This window comes from Pediococcus sp. EKM201D, assembly GCF_011800215.1.
GTDB lineage: Bacteria > Bacillota > Bacilli > Lactobacillales > Lactobacillaceae > Pediococcus > Pediococcus pentosaceus.
In genome coordinates, this window is sequence record NZ_JAALFK010000001.1 from 83,278 (window position 1) to 105,105 (window position 21,828).

22 protein-coding genes are annotated in these 21,828 nt (G+C 36.3%); 19 read left to right on the top strand and 3 right to left on the bottom strand.

Annotated features, from left to right (window positions below):
- Window positions 1-194 precede the first annotated feature (194 nt).
- On the top strand, window positions 195-932 hold the full coding sequence (gene nfsA / locus HFC68_RS00470; RefSeq protein WP_160211274.1) for an oxygen-insensitive NADPH nitroreductase: 738 nt from the start codon (window positions 195-197) through the stop codon (window positions 930-932).
- 40 nt (window positions 933-972) lie between these two features.
- Here nfsA and HFC68_RS00475 read toward each other — a convergent pair whose 3' ends face one another.
- Complete coding sequence (locus HFC68_RS00475; RefSeq protein WP_011673508.1) at window positions 973-1,872, bottom strand: DMT family transporter; 900 nt, start codon at window positions 1,870-1,872, stop codon at window positions 973-975.
- Window positions 1,873-2,225: 353 nt separating this feature from the next.
- On the opposite strand from HFC68_RS00475, the gene HFC68_RS00480 reads away from it, so the two are divergent.
- The 7 genes from HFC68_RS00480 to HFC68_RS00515 all read left to right on the top strand — a co-directional run bounded on the left by HFC68_RS00480 (window position 2,226) and on the right by HFC68_RS00515 (window position 9,694).
- Window positions 2,226-2,558 (top strand): hypothetical protein, encoded by a 333-nt coding sequence (locus HFC68_RS00480; RefSeq protein ID WP_171030544.1) that lies wholly within the window; start codon window positions 2,226-2,228, stop codon window positions 2,556-2,558.
- A 197-nt stretch (window positions 2,559-2,755) separates the two neighbouring features.
- On the top strand, window positions 2,756-4,048 hold the full coding sequence (locus HFC68_RS00485) for a uracil-xanthine permease family protein (protein WP_011673507.1): 1,293 nt from the start codon (window positions 2,756-2,758) through the stop codon (window positions 4,046-4,048).
- A gap of 73 nt (window positions 4,049-4,121) precedes the next feature.
- Window positions 4,122-5,072 (top strand): 50S ribosomal protein L11 methyltransferase, encoded by a 951-nt coding sequence (gene prmA, locus HFC68_RS00490; protein WP_011673506.1) that lies wholly within the window; start codon window positions 4,122-4,124, stop codon window positions 5,070-5,072.
- Between the two features lie 9 nt (window positions 5,073-5,081).
- Window positions 5,082-5,819, top strand: coding sequence for a 16S rRNA (uracil(1498)-N(3))-methyltransferase (locus HFC68_RS00495; protein ID WP_011673505.1), 738 nt, complete (start codon window positions 5,082-5,084; stop codon window positions 5,817-5,819).
- 451 nt (window positions 5,820-6,270) lie between these two features.
- Window positions 6,271-8,502 carry a bifunctional (p)ppGpp synthetase/guanosine-3',5'-bis(diphosphate) 3'-pyrophosphohydrolase gene (locus tag HFC68_RS00505; protein ID WP_002833426.1) on the top strand — a complete coding sequence of 744 codons (2,232 nt, stop codon included), beginning with the start codon at window positions 6,271-6,273 and terminating at the stop codon, window positions 8,500-8,502.
- A gap of 9 nt (window positions 8,503-8,511) precedes the next feature.
- Complete coding sequence (gene dtd, locus HFC68_RS00510; RefSeq protein ID WP_011673503.1) at window positions 8,512-8,961, top strand: D-aminoacyl-tRNA deacylase; 450 nt, start codon at window positions 8,512-8,514, stop codon at window positions 8,959-8,961.
- A 94-nt stretch (window positions 8,962-9,055) separates the two neighbouring features.
- Complete coding sequence (locus HFC68_RS00515; protein ID WP_011673502.1) at window positions 9,056-9,694, top strand: HAD-IA family hydrolase; 639 nt, start codon at window positions 9,056-9,058, stop codon at window positions 9,692-9,694.
- On the opposite strand, the gene HFC68_RS00520 is transcribed toward HFC68_RS00515, so the two are convergent.
- On the bottom strand, window positions 9,664-10,533 hold the full coding sequence (locus HFC68_RS00520) for an N-acetylmuramoyl-L-alanine amidase (protein ID WP_011673501.1): 870 nt from the start codon (window positions 10,531-10,533) through the stop codon (window positions 9,664-9,666). The two genes, HFC68_RS00515 and HFC68_RS00520, sit on opposite strands and share 31 nt — an antisense overlap.
- Before the next feature lie 342 nt (window positions 10,534-10,875).
- Between HFC68_RS00520 and hisS the strand changes: the two genes are divergently transcribed.
- The 6 genes from hisS (at window position 10,876) to HFC68_RS00550 (ending at window position 18,237) form a co-directional block, all read left to right on the top strand.
- Window positions 10,876-12,150, top strand: coding sequence for a histidine--tRNA ligase (gene hisS / locus HFC68_RS00525; RefSeq protein WP_011673500.1), 1,275 nt, complete (start codon window positions 10,876-10,878; stop codon window positions 12,148-12,150).
- 13 nt (window positions 12,151-12,163) lie between these two features.
- A complete protein-coding gene (aspS, locus tag HFC68_RS00530; protein ID WP_160211275.1) occupies window positions 12,164-13,945 on the top strand; it encodes an aspartate--tRNA ligase in 1,782 nt (593 codons plus the stop codon).
- 154 nt (window positions 13,946-14,099) lie between these two features.
- Window positions 14,100-14,978, top strand: coding sequence for a YitT family protein (locus HFC68_RS00535; RefSeq protein ID WP_002833420.1), 879 nt, complete (start codon window positions 14,100-14,102; stop codon window positions 14,976-14,978).
- Window positions 14,979-14,988: 10 nt separating this feature from the next.
- Complete coding sequence (locus HFC68_RS00540; RefSeq protein ID WP_011673498.1) at window positions 14,989-16,146, top strand: CDP-glycerol glycerophosphotransferase family protein; 1,158 nt, start codon at window positions 14,989-14,991, stop codon at window positions 16,144-16,146.
- On the top strand, window positions 16,139-17,350 hold the full coding sequence (locus HFC68_RS00545; RefSeq protein WP_011673497.1) for a CDP-glycerol glycerophosphotransferase family protein: 1,212 nt from the start codon (window positions 16,139-16,141) through the stop codon (window positions 17,348-17,350). Before HFC68_RS00540 ends, HFC68_RS00545 begins: the two co-directional genes overlap by 8 nt.
- On the top strand, window positions 17,347-18,237 hold the full coding sequence (locus HFC68_RS00550; RefSeq protein WP_011673496.1) for a deoxyribonuclease IV: 891 nt from the start codon (window positions 17,347-17,349) through the stop codon (window positions 18,235-18,237). The genes HFC68_RS00545 and HFC68_RS00550 overlap by 4 nt, the downstream gene beginning before the upstream one ends.
- Window positions 18,238-18,301: 64 nt before the next feature.
- Here HFC68_RS00550 and HFC68_RS00555 read toward each other — a convergent pair whose 3' ends face one another.
- On the bottom strand, window positions 18,302-19,111 hold the full coding sequence (locus HFC68_RS00555) for a pyruvate, water dikinase regulatory protein (RefSeq protein ID WP_002833415.1): 810 nt from the start codon (window positions 19,109-19,111) through the stop codon (window positions 18,302-18,304).
- A 198-nt stretch (window positions 19,112-19,309) separates the two neighbouring features.
- Between HFC68_RS00555 and rpsU the strand changes: the two genes are divergently transcribed.
- The 5 genes from rpsU to HFC68_RS00580 all read left to right on the top strand — a co-directional run bounded on the left by rpsU (window position 19,310) and on the right by HFC68_RS00580 (window position 21,823).
- Entirely contained in the window at window positions 19,310-19,495 is a 186-nt protein-coding gene (gene rpsU / locus HFC68_RS00560; RefSeq protein ID WP_002830340.1) for a 30S ribosomal protein S21, read from the top strand.
- Window positions 19,496-19,556: 61 nt separating this feature from the next.
- Window positions 19,557-20,000, top strand: coding sequence for a GatB/YqeY domain-containing protein (locus HFC68_RS00565; RefSeq protein WP_002833414.1), 444 nt, complete (start codon window positions 19,557-19,559; stop codon window positions 19,998-20,000).
- An 11-nt stretch (window positions 20,001-20,011) separates the two neighbouring features.
- Window positions 20,012-20,980, top strand: coding sequence for a PhoH family protein (locus tag HFC68_RS00570; protein ID WP_011673495.1), 969 nt, complete (start codon window positions 20,012-20,014; stop codon window positions 20,978-20,980).
- 5 nt (window positions 20,981-20,985) lie between these two features.
- Window positions 20,986-21,456: an rRNA maturation RNase YbeY gene (ybeY, locus tag HFC68_RS00575; RefSeq protein WP_002833412.1), complete on the top strand. Its 471-nt coding sequence runs from the start codon at window positions 20,986-20,988 to the stop codon at window positions 21,454-21,456.
- Window positions 21,434-21,823, top strand: coding sequence for a diacylglycerol kinase family protein (locus HFC68_RS00580; RefSeq protein ID WP_011673494.1), 390 nt, complete (start codon window positions 21,434-21,436; stop codon window positions 21,821-21,823). The genes ybeY and HFC68_RS00580 overlap by 23 nt, the downstream gene beginning before the upstream one ends.
- The last annotated feature ends 5 nt before the right edge of the window (window positions 21,824-21,828 follow it).

The window sequence follows — 21,828 nt, forward strand, 5'->3', positions numbered from 1 at the left end:
AACACTATAATTCTATCAAAAATAAAAAGGTAGTGCAATAGAGTTTAGACGTAATGGTTCAAACGCTTGTGGGGTAATATTCTAAAAGTTAATTCAAATGAGCTTAAACTAACTTTTTAAAAGTGTGCTAGAATTAAATATTATTTTTGAATTGCCTAAAAAGATTATTTAAGTTTAAAAAGAAGGATTTAATAATGCGAGATACAATTATTTTAATGCAACATCATACATCCGTGCGTAACTTTATGCCGGAACCACTTCCTGAAAGTGTAAAAAATCAATTAGTTTCGGCCGCTCAAAGTGGTTCATCTTCGAACTTTATTCAAGCAACTTCTATTATTGAAGTGACTGATCTTAAAACTCGTGAAAAAATCGCCAAAATTTCCAATAGTGATGCATACGTAAAACAAAGTGGGGCCTTTTTTGTTTTTATAGCAGATTTATATCGACAAGCTAATATCCTAAAGCAAGCCCAATTACCATTAGACGGGATTCAAAATATGGAATCTCTTCTAGTAGGAGTTGTTGATACGGCCATTGCAGGTGAGAACATGGCGATTGCTGCTGAGTCCCTAGACTTAGGAATCTGTTTTATTGGTGGAATCCGAAATGAAATGGATAGCATTAAGGAACTACTTGGTTTACCTAAATATACAGTGCCACTTTTTGGAATGACTGTGGGTATTCCAGTTCAAAAAAATGAAATTAAGCCACGTCTACCTAAAAAGAATATTTCTTTTAAAAACCGATATGAACCATCGGTTGCAGTAAATCTGGATAGTTATAATCAACAAACTCGTGTGTATTATGCTAATCGTTCAACTGCTCCCCAAAATACGGATTGGTCTCATAAAATGCTTCATTTTTTTGCCGAACCCAAAAGACCAGCAGTTGCTGAATTTCTTAAAAAACAAGGATTTTCACTGGAATAAAAAATGCATTACTAGTTTTAAAACTAGTAGTGCATTTTTATTAAACAATCTTTTTTCTAGTAGGTAAGGCTTGTAGAAATGCCGTAGTTAAAATTAATAACCCGCCGATTGTTTCAGCTAACCCAAAATGAACTCCCAATAAAAGGATTGAAAGTAATGTGGCAGTTAAAGGCTCAAAAGAGCTAAGCATCCCAGTCGTATCGGGCTTCAAATAATTTAAACTGCTTAAATAGAATAGGTAAGATAACATAGTTCCACCAACAATAATGTATACAATCAATAAGATAGAAGCAGGATCAATGGAGGCAGGGCGATTAGTTATGATTATCTTAGCAAATGGAATGCTTCCAATCAGCATGGCCCAACCAGTAACTAAAGCTGCATCAAAATTCTTAAGTAAGCGACGAGGAATCAAAGTATAGTTAGCTTGTCCAACACCCGCCATTAGTCCCCAGAATACTGCTAAAGGTGCTAAAGCAAGACTACCAAGGTTACCTTTAGTAACTAGTAGTAAAGTTCCTATTAGGGCCACAAGAATGGAAATAACATCAATTCGTCGTGGCAAAGTTCGACTTCCAACTGCCAAAGCAAGAATGATGAATAAAGGACCCATAAATTGAAGGATTGTCGCAGTAGCTGCATTTCCAAATTTGATAGCTAGAAAATAAGTTAATTGAGATGGAACCATACCAAGTAGGGCAAAGAGTATCAACCATAAAATATTACTTTTAGTATAAAAAATGGTAAAAATCTTCCTACCATTTTTTAAAAAACTATAAACGATTAACAGACTACCAGCCGTAAGTAGTCGAACTCCGACCAACCAAATGGGGTCAATTGACTGATGATGAAAAACAAATTGAGCGGCTGTTCCGGAGCCACCCCAGAGCACGCTACCTAAGATTGCAAATAACAAACCTTTTGTTTTATTTTGATTCATAAGAACACCTATCCGTATACTCAAATTCAATAATATCTATCATACGTGGATTTTCCATTAAAACAAAGCCTTTTTATAAAAGAATCAACTCCAATTAGAAAGTATTTCTATAAAATGTTTAAGATATTTACTTTTAAACTAATAAGAGAAGGATGGATGAATTTAGAATGGTGTTAATCTGTAAAAATAACAATAGAATGAAAAACAATTCTTGAAACGCTTTAAAAGTTATTAAAACGCCGATAATAGACATTCGAAAGCAACCTAATTATTTTACTTTTGCCTAGGAATGGGATAGAATGAATAATCATACATACGGAAGTTAAAAGAAAAATTAGTCGAGGTGATCAACAATTCTAAAGAAAACAAAACAATTTTTGAGAAGCAATAATCTACAATATAGTAAGAAATATATCCGGCCGATGATGACGCCAGGAAGTGTTTATGTTTTTAAATTTGGCAAAGATGAACTTAATAATCGAGCAATTATTAATTACACCCATACATGGACGGGTCGAATTAAAATTACTGAGATTGATTTACGTCTGCATGAACAAAAGCATCCTCGTATCTTTCGTCGAGAAAGTGATTTATTAGCTTATTTAAAGAAACATCTAACGGAAACTGATGGAGTTACTAACATAACACGCCGTAAAAAACATCATTCCAAAAAAATAAAAAAGTAAATTGACTATTGACGCCATTAAGTTTTATGCGTAGTATAGTCAATTAAAGAAAAGAAACCTTAATTTGGTCCTGTGAGGCCAAAAGGCTCAATTTGTTCGGTAGAACCTCGCACTTAACGGGGAATCATAGAATTTACTGAAGCCTCTTGGATCACATCGATCTAAGAGGCTTTTTCTATGAAAGGAAGTACGTGGTTATGGCAAAGAAAGAAGAATATCACAATCCTGAGGCAATTTTAGATATCCATGATAAAGTAAAGTTTCCTCAGTTGGTAGGCCTATCTATTCAACATATGTTTGCAATGTTTGGTTCGACCGTTTTAGTTCCAATCTTAGTGGGTTTAAACCCAGGAATCGCTCTTTTTAGTTCAGGTGTGGGAACGCTGTTATATATCTTGATAACCAGAGCTAAAATACCAGCTTATATGGGTTCTAGTTTTACATTTATTGTTCCAATGCTGGCGTTAATGAAAACAACGGGCTATCAAGGTATTGCACAAGGAACTATCTCAGTTGGGGTAGTGTATCTGATTGTGGCTTTGTTGATTAGTTGGATGGGTTCGGATTGGTTGGATAAGATATTACCACCGATTGTCGTTGGTCCAATTATTATGGTGATTGGTTTATCATTAGCAGGAACCGCTGCTACAGATGCAACTATGCGATCCGTTGGCAGTCAAAGCGTGTATGATATCAAATACTTCATTATCGCACTGGCAACACTGTTAATCACCATTGTATTTAATATGTATCTCAAAGGCTTTATTAGTTTAATTCCTATTTTGTTAGGTTTAATTGCTGGTTACCTTATCGCGCTTGTCATGGGAGTGGTCGATTTATCTACTGTTCAACAAGCTAAATGGTTAGTTGCTCCAAATTTTGAAATTCCATTTGTAAATTATCAGATGCACTTCAACATCGGGGCCGTATTAAGTATGATGCCACTGGCATTCGTAACGATGACAGAGCATACTGGCCACATCATGGTTTTGAATACTTTAACCCATCGTAATTTCTTTAAGGATCCAGGACTACACTACACACTTTCAGGTGATGGTGTGGCATCGATTGTAGCTGGTTTTATTGGGGGACCTCCCGTAACTAGTTATGGTGAGAATATTGGAGTACTTGCAGTTACAAAAGTTCACAGTGTCTATGTTTTGATGGGTGCAGCGGTGAGTGCAATTATCTTTAGTTTCGTTGGAAAATTAAGCGCATTGATTCAAAGTATTCCTAATCCAGTAATTGGTGGAATTAGTTTTCTACTATTTGGAACGATTGCTGCTAATGGTCTACGGATTTTAATTGATAATAAAATCGACTTTAATCAGAAACGTAATCTAATGATTGCTGCATCAATTTTAGTAATCGGTATTGGTAATGCTAGTTTTAATATTGGTAATCTAAGTTTCTCAGGATTAGCAGTGGCAACCGTTTTAGGAGTCATTCTTAACCTAGTCCTTCCTAAACAAGCTTTAAGTGAAAAATAATTTACTTTTCGTATATTTAAGCAAAATGGTATCATAGTATCTAAACACGAGATATTATAGGAGCTGATTTTGTTTGAAATGGACTGAAGTAAACGTCAAAACAACAAACGAGGCCGTCGAAGCTGTTAGCAGCATTTTCGATGGCCTCGATGCTGTTGGAGTGAAAATTGAAAATGCACTAGATTTTGAGAATTATCGAGCTAGTAATCCTGCAGAATTAATGGAATTAAAAGATATTCCACATATTACTGAAGGTGCAATCGTATCAGCATACTATCCAGACGATACAACAAATATTGACGTAATTTTAAGTCAATTACGTACTAAGGTGAATGCATTAGTTGACTTTGGACTTGATATTGGAGAAGCCAGCATTACGACGGTTGAAGTGCAGGATGACAACTGGGCTACAGCATGGAAGAAGTATTATCATCCAGTCCGCATTACCCGTTATTTAACGGTAAAACCAAGTTGGAGTGATTACCAAGCAAGTTTCAGCGATGAAAAGGTAATTAGCTTAGATCCAGGAATGGCTTTTGGCACGGGAACTCATCCCACAACTCGTCTTTGTCTCCAAGCTTTAGAAATGACGATGCGTGGCGGCGAGACACTTTATGATGTCGGAACTGGTTCAGGAGTTTTAAGTATTGCTGCTAAACACTTAGGAGCAAGTGATGTAGAAGCTTTTGATGTCGATGATATTGCAGTCGCAGCCGCTCAAGAAAACTTCGATTTAAATCCAATTGCTAAGGATATTAAAGTTAGTGCTAATGATTTATTGAAAGGGATTAATCGCCCTGTAGATACAATTGTTGCTAATATTTTATCCGATATTTTAGTACCATTGATTCCGCAAGCTAAGCAATTGCTTAATTCCAATGGATATTTCATATTATCAGGGATTATTGATGATAAACTAGAGTTAGTGATAGATACATTGATAGCCAATGATTTTAAAATTGAAGAAGTTCTACATTACGGTGAGTGGCGTGGCGTGATTGCTACTAATCGGAAAGATGATTAAGGAGAAACTATGCAAAGGTATTTTGTAAAACAGCCCCTTAAGATCCAAGCTGAACTTCAACTTTCGAAAGAAGATTCTCATCATCTGATTCGAGTAATGCGTACTGATATTGGTCAAGATGTGGAAGTTGTAGATCTAGATGGTAAAGTTTTCATTGCGGAAGTTTTGAAGAGTGGATCAATTGCAACTTTAAGAACTAAAGAAGATATTACTAAGTCAGTTGAACTACCAGTTGATATTACGATTGCGTGTGGAATTTCTAAGGGTGACAAAAACGAACAAATTATTAAACGCGGAACTGAAATGGGAGCTAAGCACTTTATATTTTTTGAGTCGCGTTACTCGGTAGCTCGTTGGTCAGAACCTAAAGTGGAGAAGAAATTAAAAAGACTGCGTGAAATTGCCAAAGGTGCGGCTGAGCAATCACATCGCCAGCTTATTCCTACGGTGGTATTTATTAAAGCGCCTGCACTATTTGAAACAACCATTGAGCATCGAATGGTAGCTTATGAAGAATCGGCTAAACAAGATGAACATGCTAATTTTAAATCGCTTCTATTGCAACTAAAGGCTGGAGACCAGCTTCTAGCCGTCTTCGGTCCTGAAGGTGGATTTGCAGAAGAGGAAATTCAAGAATTTACTGAGCATCAATTTGTTTTAGCAGGTTTAGGGCCAAGAATTTTAAGAGCGGAAACAGCTCCGATGTATTTATTATCAGCTGTATCTTATCAATTCGAGCTTAAGTAATAAGGAGAAAGACAATGAAAAAAATTAATAAATGGGGACTTTCTATTCATTGGCGATACATACTTTTCGCTTTCTTAATTGGAATTGTCCTTCCAATAATTTTAAAACTTTGCCATACGCCATCGGTAATGATTGTTTTATGGCTATTAATTGTATTTAATGTTTTGGCAAGTTACACGTTTGGAAATCTAATAAAATCAAATGGATTACATTTCATTTTTCTATTTGTTTTTCCTATTTTATATTTAATAGGGGCCTTTATTATTTTGCCTCATTATTCATATTATTTTACCATCGTATATTTATGTGTAGAATTACTGTCGTATAACCTTTCTAACGGCTGAATATTGCAATTTATTATCAATAAACGTATACTTAATTCAATAAAAGCGAAGCACGTAGTCATTTGATTCCGTGCTTTTATTGTATTTTGAGGTTGGTGGTGATATTAATGTCTAAAGAACCAGTGTTAACGGCAAATGAAGTAATTAAAATGTGCCAGGAGTACATGAACGAAGAACATGCGGCATTTGTTCAAAAAGCCTGTGATTTTGCGTCATATGTCCATAAGGAACAATATCGTCAATCGGGCGAACCATATATTATGCATCCGATTCAAGTTGCAGGGATTTTAGCCAATCTAAAAATGGATCCTGAAACGGTTGCAGCTGGATTTTTACATGACACAGTCGAAGATACACTGATTACCTTAGGTGATATCGAAGAACTTTTTGGTAAAGATGTGGCAGTAATTGTCGATGGTGTTTCTAAAATCAGTAAAATCAAATATAAATCAAATCAAGAACAGTTAGCTGAAAATCATCGGAAGTTGCTTTTAGCTATGTCACAAGATATCCGAGTTATTATTGTTAAGCTTGCAGATCGCTTGCATAACATGCGAACTCTACAACACTTGCGCCCTGATAAACAACGACGAATATCAAATGAAACGTTGGAAATTTACGCACCACTAGCCGAACGCTTAGGGATTAGCACAATTAAATGGGAACTTGAAGATATTTCACTGCGGTATCTAAATCCTCAACAATATTATCGAATTGTTCATTTAATGAATTCAAGGCGAAATCAACGTGAAGAATACATTGATTCCGCGATTTCAGAACTAAAATCAGCGGTCGAAGATTTACAATTAAAGCATACTGAAATTTATGGAAGACCAAAACACATCTATTCTATCTACCGTAAGATGGTCGATCAGCACAAGCAATTTAGTCAAATTTATGACTTACTAGCAATTCGAGTAATTACGGTGTCAGTTCGTGATTGTTACGCTGTGTTGGGTGCTATCCATGCTAAATGGAAACCAATCCCAGGTCGTTTTAAAGACTATATTGCAATGCCTAAGGCTAATATGTACCAATCTTTGCATACGACGGTGGTAGGGCCAGAAGGGCGACCATTGGAGATCCAAATTCGTACTCAAGCGATGCATCGTGTTGCCGAGTATGGGGTTGCTGCTCATTGGGCTTATAAAGAAGGCATTAAAGATGAGTTGGCTCAAAATACAACAGATGCGAAGTTAAACTGGTTTAAAGAAATTGTCGAACTTCAAGATGAAAGTAATGATGCAGCCGATTTTATGGAAGGTGTTAAAGGGGATCTGTTTGGTGATCGCGTTTATGCATTTACGCCTAAGGGGGATGTGTATGAGTTACCAAAGGGAGCTGGTCCACTAGACCTGGCTTATATCATCCATACTGAAGTTGGTAATCATGCTACCGGAGCTAAAGTTAATGGCAAAATCGTTCCTTTAGATTACACCATTAAAAATGGTGATATTGTTGAAATTTTAACTTCCAAAAATTCTGCTGGGCCGAGTCGTGACTGGATTAATCTAGTTTCTACTCGACGTGGACGGAATAAGATTAAACAATTTTTCCGCCAAGTTGATCACGAAGAAAATGTTGAAAAAGGACGGGACATCCTTGCTAAGCAATTGGAACAAACAGGGTACGATGTTTCTGATTTGATGGACGATGAACATTTAAAAGATGTTGCTAACCAAATGAACTTCTCCCAAATTAATGATTTGTTTGCTGCAGTTGGATTTGGTGATTTAGCTCCGGCGGGAATTGCTAATCGGTTAACCAAGGATTTACGTAAGCAAGCAGAAGAAGATCGCCAACGAGAAGAACAAAAACAATTGTTAGAAAGTCATCAAACAATCTCTAATGAAAGTAATGACGATCGTAAGAAAAAGAAATCTTCTTCTGAAGGCATTGTAATTGAGGGTGCGGATAATTTATTAGTTCGCTTAAGCCACTGTTGTAGTCCAGTTCCTGGGGATGAAATCGTGGGATATATTACTAAGGGACGAGGAGTTTCCGTTCATCGGGTCGAATGTCCCAACGTCCGTCAAGCTGAAGAAAATGGTGAACGCATTATTGAAGTTAGTTGGGAAAATCCTAATGATGAATCAGGAAATTACTCTGCTGACTTGGAAGTAGAAGGCTACAACCGTAATGGCATGTTAAATGATGTTTTGAAATCAGTTAATAACTCTACTAGAAATCTTTCATCAGTGAATGGAAAATTAGATCATAATCGGATGGTAGTAATCAGTATGACTATCGGAGTGCGAAATTTATTACATTTACAACGAGTTATGGAAAGCTTAAAAAATGTTAAGGACGTTTATGTGGTTAAACGTCCAACCCATTAGGAGTAATGTATGAGAGTTGTAATTCAGAGAGTATCAAAAGCAAGCGTTACAATTGAAGAGAATGTAGTTGGAAAGGTCGGGCCGGGATTCATGCTATTAGTGGCTTTCAACGATGAAGATACGGACGCTGATCTCGACTTTGCAGTACGCAAAATTGTTAATATGCGTATTTTTGAAGACGAGCAAGCTAAGATGAATCTGTCTATTAACGATGTAAAAGGAGCGATTCTTTCTGTTTCTCAATTTACCTTATTTGCTTCCACTAAAAAAGGAAATCGGCCGAGCTTTACTAAATCGGGTAACCCAGAGTTGGCTAGTAAACTGTATGATCAGTTCAATGCTAAGTTACGTGCTACAGGAATTGAAGTACAAACTGGTCAATTTGGGGCGGATATGCAGGTGGAATTGGTTAACGATGGACCGGTTACGATTGTTTTAGATACACAAAATAAAGAATGATTGAAAGAGCTTAAATTAGAAGTCTTAGACTATTGTTGGCGTAGAGCAAACATAGTTTAGCTCCTAAGATAAGCTCTTTTTTAAGGAGAAAATTATGGATATTTTTTATGATTTTGACGGAACGTTATTTGACACATACCCAGCGATGGTAGCTGCTTTGGTACAAACAGCCGTTGATTACCAGATTAAGATTGACCGAAATCAAGCCTATCAGCAAATGCGTCAAGGATCCTTGGGGGATGCGATTAAAGTTTTAGCTCGTATAGCTAAGATTGAAAGTACTACGATTGAATGTCATTTTCGAGCAATTGAAAACGAGGAATTAAAAAATAGTCGACCATTTGAAGGCGTAAAGGCAACGCTAGAGTCGGTAGTAAACCATGGTGGTAAAAATTATTTGCTAACTCATCGAAATCAGGCGGCAATTACTTTACTAGAAAAATTTGAAATGAAAACTTGGTTTGAAGACTTTGTTACTGGAAACATGACTTTCCCAAGAAAACCCAATCCAGCTTCATTAAATTATTTAATTGAGCGAAATCAAGCAAACAAAAAAACAGCATATATGATTGGCGATCGAAACTTAGATATCGACGCTGCACATAATGCTGATATAAAGGGAATTTTATTTGATCCTGACCAAATTATTAATGTAACTAGCCATCCAGAATTAATAACCAATAATTTTAAAGATATTCAGACTTATCTAGATAAAAAATTGATTAATCCTTGATGAACAGCTTTGGCGACCTTTTTTGGATAAGAAGCACTAGACAATTTTTTGAAATCAGAGTTGGTGTTGATGTATCCACCCTCAATTAAAATTGCCGGACGCTTGTTATCACGTAAGACCTGATAATTAGCGAATTTGACGCCTCGGTTGTAAAGAGGAACATCATTAATCAATTGTTTATTAATGGCTTTACCTAACTCAATCGAACCGTTATCGTGGTAATAGTAGGTAGTGTCTCCAGTTCCGGCATTATTTTCACCAGAAGAATCAAAATGGATACTGATAAAGGCATCCGCATGATTTCGGTTAGCAATTTGGGGACGTTCAGCTAATTCGATAAAACTATCATTATCACGGGTCATAATTACTTTAGCTCCACTGTGATCTAATTTACTTTGAATGGCCTTAGATACACGTAGGGTATATTTCTTTTCTTCATGGGATTGATCGATTCCTAAAGCACCTGAATCAACCCCACCATGTCCGGCATCAATGACAATAATTGATTCTGCTAAAGGAGTTTCTTTTTGACCTTTAGGAAAAGAACGGTTGGTAATCCAATCGGGAATCCAGCCCATTTTAGTGTCATCATAACGAATATGATACCAGTGGTTAGATTTGGAAAGTACGCTTACCGTTTGATATTGATTGAGGGTTCCAATTTTTTTTGACGTTCGGCTATTAGAACTTCGGATTGCAACTTGATCCAAACCTACGTATACGGTTTTAGAATTAAAAAGTGGTAGAATCAAAAAAATTGCTACAGCCCCAAACGCAATTGATAGACCAATTTGAACAAGGTTTCTTTTAATAAAGTTAAAAATAATTTCTTTATTCATGCTAATCTCACTTAATTTATTATTATTAGTATCCATTATAGCAAATTTTTAAGGGTACTTACTTGACGAATTCGCCTTGACTAATATGGTTTTTTCTAGTACTTTTATAACTAAAGTTAATATAAATCGATGAAAAGGACTATTAAATATTGACGACATGGCTAAGAGAGCTCGGTTGCTGGAAAAGAGTGCATGCGTCATATTGAAGACACCTTGGAGATTTGGTCGGCACCCATTATATATGCCGTAGAGTACAAATCTAAGGTGGTACCGCGTCAAGACGCCCTTGTTAAATCAAGGGCGTCTTTTATTTTCTTTGAAAAATATTTGAGGTGAATATAAATGAAGTATCAAAAACCAAAGGGAACAGCAGACATATTACCGCCATTTTCAAAAGAATGGCAATTTGTTGAACAGAATGCTCGCGAAACATTTGCACTTTATAACTACGAAGAAATCCGTACACCAATTTTTGAAAAATTTGAAGTCTTTTCAAGAAGTGCTGGGGATACATCTGATATTGTTACCAAAGAAATGTATGATTTTGATGATAAAGGTGGACGCCACATTGCGTTACGTCCAGAAGGAACAGCCGGAGTGGTTCGGGCATTTGTTGAAAATAAGTTATATGGACCAGAACACCAGAAACCGGTAAAAGTTTACTACATGGGACCAATGTTCCGTTATGAACGTCCACAATCTGGCCGACTACGTGAATTTCACCAAATCGGGGTAGAAGCATTCGGTAGTGATAGCCCTAAAATTGACGTTGAAACAATCATGATGGGGATGGATTTTCTTAAAAAGTTGAAGGTTTCGGGACTAAAATTAGTTATCAATACGCTAGGTGATAAAGAGAGTCGTGATCGTTACCGCCAAGCATTGATTGATTATTTGGAACCCCATTTTGAAGAATTGAGTGATGATTCTAAAGCTCGTCTCCATAAAAATCCTTTACGTGTTCTAGATAGCAAAGATAAAAACGATCAAAAGATTGTTGAAAATGCTCCGGAGATTTTAGACTTCTTAACTGAAGATGCTCAAAAGCACTTTACAAGTGTTAAAGAAGAACTTGATACATTAGGAGTAGACTACGTTGTGGATTCATCCATGGTTCGTGGGTTGGACTATTATAACCATACTATTTTTGAAATTATGATTGCAGATTCTCCTTTAGGAAAGGGAGATGTTACTATCTGTGCTGGAGGTCGTTATAATGGTTTGGTTGAAGAATTAGGAGGACCTGAAGTTTCTGGAGTTGGTTTTGGACTAGGAGTTGAACGTCTGCTCTTATTATTAAATGCTGAAACACAAACCACTCTTCAAAGTAAACAACTTGATTTTTACGTTGTTGGAATTGGCGATCTTGTTCAAAATGATGTTCTTAAGGTTGTCCATGAACTTCGTCAAATGAATTTTGTAACTGAACAAGATTACCTTGATCGTAAACCAAAAGCTCAATTTAAATCAGCGGATAAGCTGAACGCTAAGTATGTGGTTACCATTGGCGAATCTGAAATGAATGATCGAATCTTTAAATTAAAGGACATGCATTCTGGAGAAGAACGTACCGTAGCATTAAGCGAAATTAATACATTAAAAGATCTTTTAAAATAAGCGAGGAAGACTAATGAAAAGAACAACATACGCTGGTTTAGTAAATGAACAGTATACTGGCCAAACAGTAACTTTAAAAGGATGGGTTCAAAAACGTCGTGATTTGGGACAACTAATTTTTATTGACCTTCGCGATCGTGAAGGGATCGTTCAATTAGTATTTAGTTCAGAATTTTCGGCTGATGCATTGAAAATTGCTGATCAATTAAGAAATGAATATGTCCTTGAAATAACTGGGATTGTCAAACAACGTAAGGAAAAAGACGTTAATCCTAAAATGAAAACGGGACAAATTGAAGTGGAAGTTCAACAAGCTAAGATTTTGAACTCAGCTAAGACACCTCCATTTGATATTGAGGATGGAGTAAGTGCATCTGATGAATTGAAGATGAAATATCGTTATTTGGATCTTCGTCGTCCAGAAATGCTTAAAGGTCTTAAAATCCGTAATCGAATTACGCAAGCTGTTCATAGTTATCTTGATGAACAAGGTTTCTTAGATATTGAAACACCTGACTTAACAAAGTCGACACCCGAAGGAGCTCGTGATTATTTAGTACCTTCTCGGGTTTACCCAGGACATTTCTATGCCTTACCTCAATCACCACAGTTGTTTAAACAACTTTTAATGGGAGCTGGAATTGATCGCTACTACCAATTAGCACGTTGTTTCCGAGATGAAGATTTACGTGGGGATCGTCAACCTGAATTTACGCAAATCGATTTAGAAACTAGTTTTTTAACTGCTGAAGAAATTCAAGATATTACGGAAGGCTTAATTGCTCGCGTAATGAAGGATACTTTGGATATTGATGTTAAATTACCATTTGATCGAATTTCTTGGAAAGAATCGATGGACCGCTTCGGTACAGATCAACCCGATGTTCGTTTTGGGATGGAATTAAAAGATATTAGTTCAATTGTGGCTGACTCAGAATTTAAAGTTTTCAGTGGGGCAGTTGCTAACGGCGGAGTAGTTAAGGCGATTGCTGTTCCTGATGGAGCTAACAACTTATCTAGAAAAGACATTGATAAACTAGGCAAATACGTAGAGCGCTTTGGTGCTAAGGGATTAGCTTGGTTGAAGATTACAGATGATGGTTTCAGTGGTCCAGTTGCTAAGTTCTTTAATGCAGAAACTGAAAAACAAATTATGGAACAAACAGGGGCTCAAGTAGGAGACTTACTACTGTTTGCTGCAGATCGTGCCAAGGTTGTTGGTGATACATTGGGTTATCTCCGTGTTGAACTTGCTAAACGTTTTGATATGATCGATGAGGATCAGTTTGCTTTCCTTTGGGTAGTAGATTGGCCGTTATTTGACTATGATGAAGGTGACCAACGCTGGGTTGCTGCTCATCATCCATTTACAATGCCAAATGAAGAGGATGTTCATTATCTAGATGAAGGCGAAGACCCTCATCAAGCCCATGCCCAAAGTTATGACATCATTTTAAATGGACTTGAACTAGGCGGTGGTTCAATTCGTATTAACACACGTGAACTTCAAGAAAAGATGCTGAAAGCACTTGGCTTCAGTCTAGAGAGTGCCAATGACCAATTCGGTTACTTACTAACAGCGCTCGATTATGGTTTCCCACCACATGGCGGTTTAGCAATTGGTTTAGATCGTTTTGCTAGATTATTAGCTAAACGTGATAATATTCGTGATGTTATTGCATTCCCTAAGAATTCTAAGGCATCAGAACCAATGACAGAAGCTCCAACAATGGTTTCAGAAGAACAATTAGCTGAATTATCATTAGATATTGATGTTCGTAAACCAGAAGACTAATAAGAAACTAGAAAAAAGAGGATGGTTAAATCCTCTTTTTTTATTGGATTATATATAAAAAATTATTAAATGAGTATCAGTCTTCATTTCAAGTGACTGAAAATGTTATATTAAACTAGAGTTAAATAAACTAAGAAAGTGATTGATATATATAATGGATCATCAAATCAAAAAAATTGCAAAACGTCACCAATACGTGGCTAGAATTTCAACATCGTTTATCTATGCGATCTTGGTTTCGATCGCGATGAACTTTTTTTGGACGCCGGGCCATATTTATGCTTCAGGTATTACCGGTGCAGCTCAGGTAGTATCAACGGTTTTAAAAAGATTTTTGTCAATGGACGTTTCAGTCGCCATTTTACTTTTCGCTCTAAATGTACCGTTGTTCATCTTAGCTTGGATTGCGATTAGTCCACGTTTTACCGTTTTTACGGTTATTTCCGTTGGTTTAGCCAGTGTGATGATTAAGTTTTTACATCCAATGACTTTGACAACAGACCCTATAATTTGTGCAATTTTTGGTGGTGCAGTCAATGGTTATGGGACAGGTTTAGCACTCAAAAGTGGTATATCGACCGGTGGTTTGGACATTTTAGGAATTACAATTTTGCGTAAAACAGGGCATAGTATTGGAAGTATCAACATTGCCTTTAACATTTTGATCGTTGTAGCTGCTGGCTTTCTATATGGCTGGCCATACGCTTTTTATTCAACAATTGGATTAATTGTTAACGCTAAAGTAATGGATATGACATATACACGACAGCAACGGATGCAAGTGATGATTATTACGGACCGTCCTAAGAGTGTGATCGATAGTATCCAAAATAATATGCGGCGCGGTATTACAATCGTCCACGGGGCGGAAGGAGCTTATAATCATAAGGATAAAACCGTCCTTTTCACCATTGTATCGCGTTATGAAATGCCGGAATTGGAAGCGGCGATGGAGGTCTCTGATCCCCATGCCTTTGTAAGTATCACCGATACGATTAAAATATTAGGACATTTTTACGAGCCTACTTTGTAAGGAGTTTATTTTGAAAAAAATATATTTATTACTAGTTAGATTAGCTCGTTTGGCGTTTGGCGCCAAGAAGGCACAGTACCAAGTAGCCTATTTTATGAGCTTTGCTGGTAACGAAACTTTTATTAGAGAGTTAGTAAAACAGTTTGGTTCAGACGAAGTTTTAATCGTCTATAAAACAAACGTCAAAGAAAATGTTTTACAGTTGCAACAGGGGCACATCATAAAACATGCCATCGAGTTTAAAAAGTTTCAAGTTACGAGCTTTGTTAAAGGCATCAAGTTGGCCCGAGTGACACTTTTTGACAATTATTATCCAGAATTAAGTGCTATCAATAAAACCAAAAAAGATTATTTCATTCAAATGTGGCATGCTAACGGAGCTATTAAAGCTTTTGGTTGGGAAGATCCAAGTACATATCATCGTTCGGTGGAAGATCAACAACGTTTTCAGCGAGTTTATGATAGTTTTGACCAAATTGTAGTTGGTTCTGAAAAAATGGCTGATGTTTTTCAGCGAAGTTGGCATGTAGCTTCCGACAAAATTGATCGAATTGGATATCCACGAACCGATAAATATTTTGAAGAAAGTTGGATAGAAAAAGCACGAAAAAAAATTCAAACAAAACTTCCAGAATTAACCCAAAAAAGAGTGATTTTGTACGCACCAACTTATCGCAAAGATGTTTCATTTAGCCTTCCAGACGACTGGCGCAAAATTAAGGTACCTCAGGATGCAGTATTGATAGTACGTTTACATCCCCACCTAGCTAATGTGGAACGTCAAATTGTTGATGCATCTCCTGATCGAGTGATAATGGTGGACCATTTTATTTCAACTCAGGAGTTACTCTGTGTTGCTGATACTCTGATTACTGATTATTCGTCTATAGCTTTTGATTTTAGCCTATTAGATAATGCGCGTTCTGTAATTTTCTTCACTTATGACTTAGAAGAGTTTGAACGAACGGTAGGAATTCAGGCTAGCTTTAAGGCAGCCTTTCTAAACCAAATGGTAAATACTGTGGAACAACTTAATGACGCAATTTTGTTTGGCAATTCAGATAAGAATGTGATTCATAAATTAAATCAACAATGGAATACATTGAATGATGGTCATTCTAGTGCCCGATTAATTAAGCAAGTTAAAGAGAGATGTACAGATGAGTAATTTAAAAAAACAACTAAAAATTATCATTCGCTACGTATTGATTGTTATCAACGATATTTTAACTTTATTACCCATTAAAAAAGGAGTAGTTTTATTTGAAAGTTTTAATGGTAAGGGATTAACCGATAACCCTAAGGCAATTTACGATCAGCTTTTGGAGATGGATAATCAAACTGCTAAACTACTTTATTGGGGAATTAAAGGTCAATTTTATGATGAAATTGTACAACAATATCCGAATGCTCAAATCTTAAAAAGATGGTCATTAAAATGGATTTGGATTTCAGCAAGAGCAAATTATTGGATTTTTAATTCAAGAATGCCCACTTGGTGGAAGAAAAATCGAAATACTAAATACGTTCAAACATGGCATGGTACACCTTTAAAACATTTAGCGACAGACATGGATCAGGTGAAATTACCCGGAAGCACGCGAGAAAAGTACTTAAAAGAATTTGTTAGTGAAGCTAAACGATGGGACTACCTAGTAGCTGCAAACCAATATTCAGAGGATATTTTCAAACGAGCTTTTCGATTCAAAAACCAATTTCTAGAAACGGGTTATCCGCGTAATGATATATTAGTTCAAAAAAATCAACCAACTGAGATTAAGGCACTAAAGCAAAAAATCATTGGCAATGGAGAAAAAAGAGTCGTGACATATGCGCCAACATGGCGAGAAGATGATTTTATCAGTGTTGGACATTATCATTTTAGATGGCATTTTAGTCTAAAAAAAATGATGGGATTACTTCCTGAAGATGTGATGTTATTAATTCGACCACATTACCTTGTAACAGATCGAATTGATATTAAGGGATTTGAAGATCGCGTAGTTATTGATTCAACAACTGATATGAATGAAATTTATCTGATTACAGATTTAATGGTGACGGATTATTCATCTGTAATGTTTGATTTTGCTATTTTAAAACGACCAATGTTATTTTTTGCGTATGACTTGGAATATTACCGAGATGATTTGAGAGGGTTTTATTTTGATTATTATACTGAGCTACCAGGTTCCATTGTTACCGATGAAACACATTTATTAGCTGAAATTGATCAACTTCTTCAAAATAATTTTGCGGAGCTTGATCCAGAGCGCTTTAACAAATTTGCCAAGCGTTTTGTAAGTTGGGAAAGAGGGACAGCTGCTCAACAAGTCATAGAAAAAATTAACTATCGGAGGGATGAAAAATGATTATTGGTTCACACGTCAGTATGAGTGGAAGGAAAATGTTTTTAGGCTCCGTTGAAACGAGTATTGAAAATGGGGCAAATGCTTTGATGATTTATACAGGAGCTCCCCAAAATACACGCCGCAAAGCAATTGAAGATTTACGTATTCCTGAAGGACGCGCCTTACTTACAGAACATGATTTTAAAGACGTCGTGGTTCATGCCCCATACATTGTTAATTTAGGAAATACTTTTAAACCCGAAAGTTTCAAATTCGCCGTGGAATTCTTAAAAGAAGAGGTTAAACGGGCTGATGCTTTAGGGGCTAGCCAGTTAGTCTTACATCCAGGATCGCATGTAGGAGCAGGTCCCGACGCTGCGATTGCGTCAATTACTGAGGGATTAAATCAAATTATTACACCAGAGCAAAATGTGAAGATTGCGTTAGAAACCATGGCGGGAAAAGGAACTGAAGTTGCAACTAACTTTGAACAAATTCAGCAAATTATTACTGGAGTAGAGCACAACGAAAAATTATCCGTATGTTTTGATACATGTCATACGAATGATGCGGGATATGATGTTAAAAACCATTTCGATGATGTAATGGATGAATTTGACCAAATTATTGGTTTGCAGAAAATCGGCGTAATTCATTTAAATGATTCTAAAAATGAAATGGGCAGTCACAAAGACCGCCATGAAAATCTTGGGTTTGGAACCATTGGATTTAAGGCGCTACATTATATTGCTAATTTTGATAAATTTCAAAACGTTCCTAAAATTTTAGAGACACCATGGGTAAAAGATCCAGATGCTAAAAAGCATTCTCCATATCAACTAGAGCTTGCAATGCTTAAGAGTGGTAGATTTGATGATACATTGATTGAAAAAATCATCAATAATTAAAAAATGTCATAGGGCAATGTGATAACGAGATATTTATCTCGGTGCCTTATGACATTTTTTGGTTTTATACGAGACTTTCCATAATAATTGTGGCGGTCTCCTCGATGGATTTATTAGCAGTATTAATTACTAAACAACCAATTTTTTTAAAGAGTTCGTCTGCAGATTGAAGTTCCTTATTGATACTATCCATATTAGAATAGGACGATTCTGGATTTAAACCGTAAGCAATCATGCGCTGCCGACGAATATTATTTAAAACTTCTTTAGTGGTAGTTAGTCCAAAAATCTTATTAGAGTCTACCTGCCAAATTTCATCTGGAATTTGAGTTTGAGGTACCAGAGGCAAATTAGCGACCTTGTAGCCCTTGTTAGCAAGGTAGAGTGAAAGAGGTGTCTTAGAGGTTCGAGACACCCCTAAGAGGACAATATCAGCTTTTAAGAAGCCAGCAGGGTCTTTTCCATCATCATAGGTAACCGCAAACTCCATTGCCGAAATCTTATCGAAGTATTTTGCATTTAGTGAGTGGGTGCGTCCAGGTTTATTTTCAGGGGCGAGATTAGTTTTTTCAGCAAATAAATTCACTGCCGGAGTCAATACGTCCAAATATTTTAAAGTGTTTTGGTTACAAAAATCGGCAGCATATTGATTCAATTCCGGATTTACAAAGGTGGAAAAAACCATTGCATCTTCACGGACGGCTTTATTCAAAATACTATCTAGTAAAGAGATTGTATGAATAAACGGATGACGAGCAAAATTAAATTCCACATCTAGAAATTGAGCGGCTGCTGCATGAGCGACTTGATCACCCGTATCACCGACAGAATCTGAAAGAATGTAAATATTAATTGATTTTTTTTGTTTTTCCATATTGTTTAACTCCTCAGTCTTTTGGTATGATATTAACATAGTTGCTTTAAGTTAGAAAACGTTTTCTGATAAATAAATAATTATCGCCACAGTTATTTATTTTATGTTGACGGTCATAACTTATTCAGTTATAATATTTAAGAAACATGAGTACTTAGTACGAATTGTTATTTCGAAGCTCGGAGGGAGGGAATCACATTGTCAAAAACAGTTGTTCGCAAAAACGAGTCACTTGATGACGCTCTTCGTCGCTTTAAACGTACGGTGTCAAAGTCCGGTACTCTACAAGAATATCGTAAACGTGAATTTTACGAAAAACCTAGCGTAAAACGCAAGTTGAAATCGGAAGCTGCTAGAAAACGTAAGAACAAGAAGCGTTTCTAATCCGATCATTGCTCCTGAATTTCAGGAGCTTTTTTTGTATACTTAAAAGGGAGATTTAAACATGAATTTTACTGAACAACTTAATAATGATTTGAAAACAGCTATGAAAGCGCATGATAAACTTAGTTTAAGCGTGATTAGAATGATTAAATCTGAAATTTTAAATGAACAAGGACGAGTTGGCCACGAATTGAATGATGAAGACTTTGCTGCGGTTATCAATCGTGCTTACAAGCAGCGCAAAGAGTCTATCAATGAGTTTCAAAAGGGTGGACGTGATGACCTTGTTCAAGAAACTGAAGCAGAATTAAAAGTTGTTGAAAAGTATATGCCAGAACAATTATCTGACGAAGAACTCCAAACGATTATCAGTGATGTGATTGCTGAAACGGGTGCTACTTCTAAAGCTGATTTTGGTAAAGTAATGTCTAAATTAATGCCAAAAGTTAAGGGAAAAGCAGACGGTTCTAAAGTCAATGAAATCGTAAAAAATACCTTAAGTTAGGGGACGTTTACGTGACCGAAGAAGTATTTGAAAAAAATCTAATATTATCTGATCCAAATTTAGAAGTTTCACTATTGGGAAATCAGGAACGTTTCATCCCGGTGCTTGAAGAAGGGATGAATGTAAAAGTATTACCATTTGGTGAACGAATCACAATTAAAGGTTCCAAAAATGCAGTCGAACAAACTTACGAAGTACTGAAGACTTTATTAAAAATTTTAAGGTCGGGTGTCCAATTAAACAGCGCTGATTTTGTAAGTGCAATGAAAATGGTTGAAAAGGGAACTTTGGATTATCTTCCAGATTTGTATTCTACAATTTTGATTAAAGATGCTAAAGGAAAACCAGTTCGAATCAAAAACTTTGGTCAAAGGCAGTACGTTCAATCCGTTAACGATAATGATGTGACCTTTGGTATTGGCCCTGCGGGTACTGGTAAAACATACTTAGCGGTGGTTATGGCCATTGCAGCCTTGAAGAAAGGTGAAGTGGAACGGATTATCTTAACACGTCCTGCGGTTGAAGCGGGTGAAAGTCTGGGATTTTTACCTGGGGATTTAAAAGAGAAGGTGGATCCTTACTTACGGCCAGTATATGATGCCTTGTATCAAATTATTGGTGCAGAGCATACCACACGCTTGTTAGATCGAGGAGTCATTGAGATTGCTCCATTGGCTTATATGCGTGGTCGGACGTTAGATAATGCCTTTGTAATTTTGGATGAAGCTCAAAATACCACTAATCAACAAATGAAAATGTTCCTGACCCGTTTAGGATTTGGTTCTAAAATGATTGTTAATGGGGATGTTACTCAAATTGATTTACCACGTGGTACGCGAAGTGGATTAAAAGAAGCACAATTGGTTTTACAAGGAATCAATAAAATTGAATTCGTTAACTTTACAGCTAACGACGTTATTCGTCATCCGGTAGTGGCTAAGATTGTACAAGCCTACGATGACAAAGAAGCGAAAGGATAAATCTGATGGATATTCAAACATTTGATCATACTAAGGAAGAAAATCCTAAAAATCTCGAATTAATTACCGATATTCTTGAATTTGCTGGAAATTATTTGCATTTAGATGAAGAAACGGAAATTTCAGTAACATTAATGCATAATGATGAAATACATCAAATTAATAAAGAGTATCGAAACGTTGATCGTCCAACTGATGTAATTAGCTTTGCAATCAACGATGCAGATGAGGATATTATTATGGATCCTGAAATGGCGGAGGAAATTCCGGCAAATATCGGAGATTTGATGATTTCAGTTGATAAAGTTGCTGAACAAGCTGAATTTTTGGGTCATTCTTATGAGCGTGAATTAGGCTTTTTATGTGTTCATGGTTTCCTTCATTTAAATGGATATGACCATATGGAAAAAGAAGACCAAGAAAAGATGTTCCCCCTTCAAAAAGAAATTATGAATGCCTATGGCCTCAAGCGATAAGCATCAAACGAAAAAAAATCGTTCAATCTTCCAATCTGTAGGCCACGCGGGCCATGGATTGTGGGAAGTGTTTAATACTGAACGTAATTTCCGTTATCACTTGATGATTATGGTTGTCATTATTATTGCGGGATTTATTTTTGCATTAAATTTGTTGGAATGGATTATGGTTTTAGGATGCATTGCAGCAGTTTTGGTTGCTGAGATTTTAAATTCGGCCATTGAACGATTAGCAGATTTAGCTGCTGACGGTAAATTCCACCCGTTAATTAAGCAAGCAAAAGATATTGCAGCTAGTGGTGTGCTTGTCACAGCGCTATTTGCGGCCATAATTGGGTTATTAATTTTTGGTAATAAGTTATTCTAAATTAA